The 8089-nt window shown below is 69.3% G+C and carries 6 protein-coding genes; 4 read left to right on the top strand and 2 right to left on the bottom strand.

The genetic code is table 11. From position 1 onward, the window contains the following. Nucleotides 1-102 precede the first annotated feature (102 nt). Entirely contained in the window at nt 103-1347 is a 1245-nt protein-coding gene (locus tag ACWDR4_RS49265) for a glycosyltransferase 87 family protein (RefSeq protein WP_450418649.1), read from the bottom strand. Nucleotides 1348-1512: 165 nt separating this feature from the next. On the opposite strand from ACWDR4_RS49265, the gene ACWDR4_RS49260 reads away from it, so the two are divergent. Together ACWDR4_RS49260 and ACWDR4_RS49255 are read left to right on the top strand one after the other, a co-directional pair. Then, nucleotides 1513-2655 carry a glycosyltransferase family 4 protein gene (locus ACWDR4_RS49260; RefSeq protein WP_450418648.1) on the top strand — a complete coding sequence of 381 codons (1143 nt, stop codon included), beginning with the start codon at nt 1513-1515 and terminating at the stop codon, nt 2653-2655. A 131-nt stretch (nt 2656-2786) separates the two neighbouring features. Continuing rightward, the gene (locus tag ACWDR4_RS49255; protein WP_450418646.1) at nt 2787-4439 is read left to right on the top strand and encodes a GMC oxidoreductase; all 1653 of its coding nucleotides are present in this window, start codon (nt 2787-2789) and stop codon (nt 4437-4439) included. 62 nt (nt 4440-4501) lie between these two features. On the opposite strand, the gene ACWDR4_RS49250 is transcribed toward ACWDR4_RS49255, so the two are convergent. Further along, nucleotides 4502-6298 (bottom strand): AMP-dependent synthetase/ligase, encoded by a 1797-nt coding sequence (locus ACWDR4_RS49250; protein WP_450418644.1) that lies wholly within the window; start codon nt 6296-6298, stop codon nt 4502-4504. A 339-nt stretch (nt 6299-6637) separates the two neighbouring features. Here ACWDR4_RS49250 and ACWDR4_RS49245 point away from each other — a divergent pair, with 339 nt between their 5' ends. Both ACWDR4_RS49245 and ACWDR4_RS49240 read left to right on the top strand, forming a co-directional pair. Continuing rightward, nucleotides 6638-7393, top strand: a complete 756-nt coding sequence (locus ACWDR4_RS49245; RefSeq protein ID WP_450418651.1) for a metallophosphoesterase family protein — start codon at nt 6638-6640, stop codon at nt 7391-7393. A gap of 108 nt (nt 7394-7501) precedes the next feature. Then, nucleotides 7502-7942: an SRPBCC family protein gene (locus tag ACWDR4_RS49240; RefSeq protein ID WP_450418643.1), complete on the top strand. Its 441-nt coding sequence runs from the start codon at nt 7502-7504 to the stop codon at nt 7940-7942. Nucleotides 7943-8089 lie beyond the last annotated feature (147 nt).

Genomic DNA, 8089 nt, shown 5'->3' with positions numbered 1-8089 from the left:
TCCGGCGTTTGAGGACAAGGCCCGTTCAGGGCCGTAGCGGGGGTCTGGGGGCGCAGCCCCCAGAAGGATGGGACGGGTAGGGGCGGCGGGGGCGAAAAAGTGTCAGGGCGTGTGCGCGGGCTTCTTCTCGTGGGTCGGGTGGTCCGGGATTTTCGGGAGTGGGGCCCGGGGCGGGACCGTCGTGCGCCACAGTTCCAGGGATGCTGTCAGGGCCGCGATCACCAGGAGGCCGTTGCGGGTGAACAGGAGGGTCATGCCGTAGGCGTCGCTGGCGACCACGTGGGCGAAGCCGATGGGGAACTCCAGGACCGTCACCAGGCAGGCGATCACCACCAGGGTGGCGGGCATCACCATCGTGCTCGCTCGGAAGCAGAGGCAGACCGCTGCCAGGCCCACCAGCCACACCATGTACTGCGGGCTGATCACCCGGCTCGTCACCGTGAACAGCAGCACCGCCACGAACGCCGCGTCCGCCAGGGTGTGGGAGTGGAAGCGGGTCGCGCACAGGCGCCACAGCAACAGCCAGCCGAACGCGACCACCGTCAGCAGCAGCGCCACCGTGCTCACCGTCTGCACGAACGGGCCCAGGAACTCGATGGAGCCGTAGTTCAGCGCCACCTGGCCCTCCCAGCCGAAGTGCCGGCCGACATGGAAGACGAGGGCGCCCAGCGACTCCACCTCGGTGCCCCGGTCGCCCTGGAAGGTCAGGAAGGCGAAGGCTCCGGGCATCGTCAACGCGGACAGCGACGCCAGCGCCGCCGCCGTGACGGCCGCAGAGGCCCATGCCCGGCGTCGTACGGCCCCTACGAGCAGCAGCGCGGGCCAGACCTTCAGCAGCGCCCCGAAGGCCGTCAGGGCGCCCATGAGGCGCGGATGCCGGGCACCCGCGAGCAGCGCGGCCACCGCCACGGCGGTCACCATCACGTCGTACCGGGCGTACACGGTCGGGCCGAGGAGCGGGACGCCCACCACCCACACCCAGGCGCCGCGCAGCGTCCGGCCGGGGCGCACGCCCGCGTAGAGGAGGAGGGAGAGGACCACCAGGTCGGCGAGGAACGCCAGGACGAAGAACGCCTGCGCGTAGTCCAGGAAGGGCAGCGCCGCGGGGGAGAGGATCGCCAGGGCGGCGGCGGGCGGGTACTGCCAGGTGACGTCGGCCAGCGGGAACGTGCCCTCGCGCAGCACCTCGTACCAGCCGTGGTAGATCACCGAGACGTCGCTCGTGACGTCCGGGCCCGGGAAGACGAACACCTTGAACACGAACAGCAGCAGGAGCAGCCGGGTCAGGCCCCAGGTGCCCAGCAGCGCCACGGGCAGCCGCAGCCGGTCTCTGCCAGCGATGTCCACCTGAACCCCTGTTCGTGCCATGTCGTAGGCCGCGTACGTGTCATCCGCGTCAACCCATGAGCGGCCATGATCTCCCGCTCGGCTGTGCGAATGCCATCAAACGGGGCCTGACATCTGTGAGGGTTCTGGGAGGGTGCGGGAGGCGGTTCGGTAGGGTCGGCGGCGATGCACAAGACCCTGATCGTGACGAACGACTTCCCGCCCCGGCCGGGCGGTATCCAGGCCTTCCTGCACAACATGGCGCTGCGGCTCGACCCCGCACAGCTCGTCGTCCACGCCTCCACCTGGACGCGCGGCCACGAGGGTGTCCGGGCCACCGCCGCCTTCGACGCGGAGCAGCCCTTCACCGTCGTACGGGACCGGACGACGATGCTGCTGCCGACGCCCGCGGTCACCGCGCGGGCCGTCGGGCTGCTGCGGGAACACGGGTGTACGTCGGTGTGGTTCGGGGCGGCGGCGCCGCTCGGGCTGATGGCACCGGCCCTGCGAAAGGCGGGCGCCGAGCGGCTGGTGGCGACGACCCACGGTCACGAGGCCGGGTGGGCGCAGCTGCCCGCGGCGCGTCAACTGCTGCGCAGGATCGGCGAGTCGACGGACACGATCACCTACCTGGGCGAGTACACGCGGTCGCGGATCGCCGCCGCGCTGAGTCCGCAGGCCGCTCGGCGGATGGTTCAACTGCCGCCCGGGGTCGACGAGAAGACCTTCCACCCGGAGTCGGGGGGTGAGGCGGTCCGTGCCCGGCTCGGGCTCACCGACCGGCCCGTCGTGGTGTGCGTCTCGCGGCTGGTTCCGCGCAAGGGGCAGGACACGCTGATCCTGGCCATGCCCCGCATCCTCGCGGCCGAGCCGGAGACGGTGCTGCTGATCGTCGGCGGCGGGCCCTACGCGCGGGAGCTGCGCAAGCTCGCGCACGAGACAGGCGTCGCCGACTCGGTCCGCTTCACCGGGCCGGTGCCCTGGGCCGAGCTGCCCGCCCACTACGGCGCCGGTGACGTCTTCGCGATGCCGTGCCGGACGCGCCGGGGCGGTCTGGACGTCGAGGGGCTCGGGATCGTGTACCTGGAGGCGTCCGCGACGGGGTTGCCGGTGGTCGCCGGTGACTCCGGGGGCGCGCCGGACGCGGTCCTGGACGGCGAGACCGGCTGGGTGGTGCACGGCCGCTCCGTGGAGGAGACCGCCGACCGGATCACCGTCCTGCTCGGCGACGCCGAACTGCGCGCCCGGATGGGGGAGCGGGGGCGGGCCTGGGTCGAGGAGAAGTGGCGCTGGGATCTGCTGGCGGAGGAGCTGAAGGCGCTGCTGTGACGGCATATGCGTCTGTCGTGTCTGTGGCTGTCGTTCCTCCGGCGTAGGTACGTCGTAAGGCGGGCGTACATAAGGTACGCATTGGTACACACCTACTAGGCGGAGCCTGAAAATCCGCCGATGCTGTGCTCATGACAGAAAAGGTGATACACCGCCAGTTGACGCAGCATCAGCTGACGAGACGTCAAATACTGGGCATGGCCGCCTTCCAGACGGCCGCCGCCCTCGGTTTCACCCGCGTCGGCCTCCAGTCCGCCCAGGCCGTCGAACCCGCCGCCGTCGAATCCGCCCCCGCGATCGTCATCGGTTCCGGGTACGGAGGTGCCGTCGCCGCCCTCCGCCTCGGTCAGGCCGGTATCCGCACCCTCGTCATCGAGATGGGCCGCCTCTGGAACACGACGGGCTCCGACGGCAAGATCTTCTGTTCCACCTCCGCCCCCGACAAACGCTCGATGTGGTTCAAGAACCGCACGGAGGCGCCCCTCGCCAGCTTCCTGTGGCTGGATGTCGTCAACAAGGACATCACCCCCTACCCAGGCGCCCTGGACCGCGTGCACTACAACAACATGTCCGTGTTCCTCGGCCGGGGTGTCGGCGGCGGTTCGCTGGTCAACGGCAGCATGGCCGTCACCCCGCTCCAGTCGTACTTCGCCGAGCAGTTCCCCGGCGTCAACGCCAGCGAGATGTACGGCACTTACTTCCCGCGAGCCCGCGCGATGCTCGGCGTCAACACCGTCGACCCCACCTGGTTCGAGTCCACCGAGTGGTACCGCTTCTCCCGGATCTCCCGCGCCCACGCCCAGAACACCGGCCTGAAGACCACCTTCGTACCGAGCGTCTACGACTTCGACTACATGCAGCGCGAGGCGGCCGGCACCGCCACCAAGTCCGCGCTCGCCGGCGAGGTCATCTACGGCAACAACCACGGCAAGCGCAGCCTCGACAAGACGTACCTCGCCTCCGCGCTCGGCACCGGCAACGTCACCATCACCACCATGGAGCGGGTCAGGGCGATCACCCGGGCCGCCGACGGGACGTACGTCCTGACCGCCGACCGGATCGACGACACCGGCGCGGTCGTCCAGACCAAGCAGTACGGGTGCACCTATCTGTTCCTCGGTGGCGGCAGTGTCGGGACCACCGAACTCCTCGTGCGGGCCCGGGAGACGGGCGCGCTGCCCGCGCTCGACGCCAGCGTCGGGACCGGCTGGGGGACCAACGGCAACGTGATGCTCGGGCGGGCCAACCACCTGTGGGACACGGTCGGGGCGAACCAGTCGACGATGCCGGTGATGGGCATCGACGACTGGGCCAACACCGCCAACCCCGTCTTCGCCGAAATCGCCCCGCTGCCAACGGGGTTGGAACACTGGGTCAGCCTCTATCTGGCGATCACCAAGAACCCGGAACGGGCGTCGTTCACCTACGACGCGGCGACCGACTCGGCGCGGCTCGGCTGGAGCGCCGCCCAGAGCGCGGTGTCCGTCGCCATGGCCAAGAAGCTGTTCGACCGGATCAACGCGGCCAACTCCACCATCTACCGGTACGACCTGTTCGGCTCCAGCAACAAGGTGTTCGCCGACGACTTCACCTACCACCCGCTGGGCGGCTGCGTGTTGGGCAAGGCGACCGACAACTACGGGCGTGTGAAGGGGTATTCGAAGCTGTACATCACCGACGGCTCGCTGGTGCCCGGCTCGATCGGGGTGAACCCGTTCGTGACGATCACCGCGCTCGCGGAACGGACGATGGCGCGGGTCCTGGCAGAGGACACCGCGCCATGAGCCTTGTGTGGCACCAACTCCGGTACTGAGAACCGGTACTGACCCGGTACTGAGAACCGGTACTAACTCTGGTAGATCGCCTCGATCTCGTCCGCGAAGTCCTTGGCCACCACATTGCGCTTGAGTTTGAGGGACGGCGTCAGGTGGCCCGACTCCTCGGTGAACTGGGAGGCCAGAATGCGGAACTTCCGCACCGATTCCGCCTTCGACACCGCGGCGTTGCCGTCGTCGACCGCGCCCTGGATCGCCGTGAGCAGATCCGGGTCATGGGCGAGCGACGCCGCGGTGGAACCGGCCGGCTTGCCGTGCTCGGCGGCCCAACGGCCCAGGAACTCCTCGTCGATGGTGACCAGCGCGCCCACGAACGGCCGCCCGTCGCCCACCACCATGCACTCCCCGACCAGCGCGTGCGCGCGGATACGGTCCTCGATCACGGCCGGGGCGACGTTCTTGCCGCCCGCGGTGACGATGATCTCCTTCTTGCGGCCGGTGATCCGGAGGTAGCCGTCCTCGTCGAGGGTGCCGATGTCGCCGGTGTGGAACCAGCCGTCGGCCAGCGCCTCCTCGGTGGCACCCGGGTTGTTCCAGTACTCCTTGAACAGGTGCTCGCCGTGCAGCAGCACCTCGCCGTCGTCCGCGATGCGCACCACCGAGCCGGGCAGCGGCTGACCGACCGTGCCGATCTTCTGCCGGTCCCAGGGGTTGAACGCGGTTGCGGCACAGGACTCGGTGAGGCCGTAGCCCTCGAGCACCGTGAAGCCGATGCCCCGGAAGAAGTGCCCGAGCCGCTCACCGAGCGGGGCGCCGCCGGAGATGGCGTACTCGCCCTTGCCGCCGAGGACGTTCCGCAGCTTGCTGTAGACGACCCGGTCGAAGACCTTGTGCTTGATCTTCAGGCCGACCGACGGGCCGGACGGCTCGTCCAGCGCGCGGCTGTACGCGATCGCGGTGTCGGCGGCCTTGTCGAAGATCTTGCCCTTGCCGTCCGCCTGTGCCTTGGCCCGCGCCGAGTTGTAGACCTTCTCGAAGACCCGCGGCACACCGAGGATCAACGTCGGCCGGAACGAGGCCAGTTCATCGGTGAGGTGCTTGATGTCCGGGACGAGGCCCAGCTTGATCGGCGCCATCATCGGCGCGATCTGCACGAGCCGCCCGAAGACATGCGCGAGCGGCAGGAAGAGGAGGACGGAGCACTCACCGGTACGGAAGAGGGGCCGCAGCCGCTCGACGATGTTCCCGCACTCCGCGAAGAAGCTGCGGTGGGTGAGCACACAGCCCTTGGGCCGGCCGGTCGTACCGCTCGTGTACACGATGGTCGCCGGGTCGTCGGCCTTCGCCTGCGAACCGCGCTCCTCGACGGTCGCGTCGCTGACGTCCTTGCCGGCCCGCCCCAGCTCCTCCACCGCGCCCGCGTCGATCTGCCAGACGTGCTTCAGCGCGGGCAGCCGGTCGCGCACCGACTCGACGGAGGCCGCGTGGCCGTCCAGCTCCACGACGATCGCGGTGGCCCCCGAGTCACTGAGGATCCACTGCACCTGCTCGGCGGAGCTGGTCTCGTACACCGGCACGGTCACCGCGCCCGCGCACCAGATCGCGAAGTCGAGCAGCGTCCACTCGTACCGCGTACGGGACATCAGGGCGACCCGGTCGCCCGGCTCGACCCCGGAGGCGATGAGGCCCTTCGCGGCGGCGTGCACCTCGGTGAGGAAGGTGGTGGCCGTCACGTCCTGCCAGGCGCCGCCCACCTTGCGGGCGATGACGGCGACATCCGGATGCTGCGCGGCGTTTCGACGGACGATGTCGGTCAGATTTCCGTCCGCGGGGACCTCGTACAAAGCCGGAAGGCTGAACTCGCGCAAGACTGCTGCTCCTCATAGGGCGCCGGCGCCACGACGTTGTGCGATGCGACGGTGCGGTCCATGGCTATGGCAAGTACTCACGGACTTCGTAGTTGAAATCCTGAGCACGACTGGACTGCCCGGACGTTACCCGTCGGTATGGCTGCTACGACAGGGGGGTCCGGCGAGATGTTCGCGGCGTCACACGGGTTGGTGTCTTTTACGCACAGTAGTGCACGGTTTTCTTGACTGACCAGTAACCGTCGGGGACCCCCCTCTCCTGTTCACCCATGCCGCACACGCCTACCCTTGATCGCCATGGCACCCACACCGCAGGGCAACCTGAGGACGCGTATTCATGTGGTCAGCGACGTGCACGGCAACGCGCGGGACCTGGCCGCGGCCGGTGCGGGCGCGGACGCCCTGATCTGCCTGGGCGACCTGGTCCTCTTCCTCGACTACGCCGACCACTCGCGCGGCATCTTCCCCGACCTCTTCGGCGCGGAGAACGCCGGCCGCCTCGTGGAACTGCGCACGGCCCGCCGGTTCGAGGAGGCGCGCGAGTTCGGGGCCCGGCTGTGGGCGGGCATCGGCACGGACCGGGCGACGGCCATCGAGAAGGCGGTGCGCAAGCAGTACGCCGAACTGTTCGCCGCGTTCCCGACACCGACGTACGCCACCTACGGCAACGTCGACATGCCGACACTCTGGCCGGAGTACGCCGGTCCGGGCACCCAAGTCCTGGACGGGGAGCGGGTGGAGATCGGGGGCCGGGTCTTCGGCTTCGTCGGCGGGGGGCTGAAGACACCCATGCGCACGCCGTACGAGATCAGCGACGAGGAGTACGCGGCGAAGATCGAGGCGCTCGGCGAGGTCGACGTGCTGTGCACGCACATTCCGCCGGAGGTGCCGGAGCTGGTGTACGACACGGTCGCGCGCCGCTTCGAGAGGGGGAGCCGTGCGCTGCTGGACGCGATCCGGCGTACGCGCCCCCGGTACGCGCTGTTCGGGCACGTCCACCAGCCACTGGCCCGGCGGATGCGGATCGGTGCCACGGAGTGCGTGAACGTGGGGCACTTCGCGGGGAGCGGGAAGCCGTGGGTGCTCGAATGGTGAGGCCGGGCGTGGGTGGCGGCGGTCCGCTCTGCGCGGGGTAGCCTTCACGCTGCACATACGTGCGCACCAACCCTCCCTCACCGGACCGCATCTGGAGGAGCCACAGCGATGGCGGAATTCACCAGTTCGAGCATCACGATCGAGGCGGCACCGAACGAGGTGATGGCGGTGATCGCCGACTTCGCCCGTTACCCGGACTGGACCGGCGAGGTGAAGGAGGCGGAGGTCCTGGCGACCGACGCCCAGGGCCGTGCCGAGCAGGTCCGGCTGGTCATGGACGCCGGCGCGATCAAGGACGACCAGACGCTGGGGTACACCTGGACCGGCGAGAACGAGGTGTCGTGGACCCTCGTCAAGTCGCAGATGCTGCGGGCGCTGGACGGGTCGTACATCCTGAAGGCGGCGGGTGACGGGGCGACCGAGGTCACCTACCAGCTGACGGTGGACGTCAAGATCCCGATGCTCGGCATGATCAAGCGCAAGGCGGAGAAGGTCATCATCGACCGGGCGCTGGCGGGGCTGAAGAAGCGCGTGGAGGAACCCAAGTAGTTTCCTCGCCCCCGCCGCCCCTACCCGTCCCATCCTCGGGGGCTCCGCCCCCGAACCCCCGTATCGCGCTAAAACGCGCTCGTCCTCAAACGCCGGACGGGCTGAAAGATCAAGCCCCGGCCGGCACCATCCAGCCCGTCCGGCGTT

Source organism: Streptomyces sp. NPDC000878, from assembly GCF_053599695.1.
Note: the sequence above shows the minus strand (reverse complement) of the source record. Positions and strands in the feature narration are given on the sequence as shown.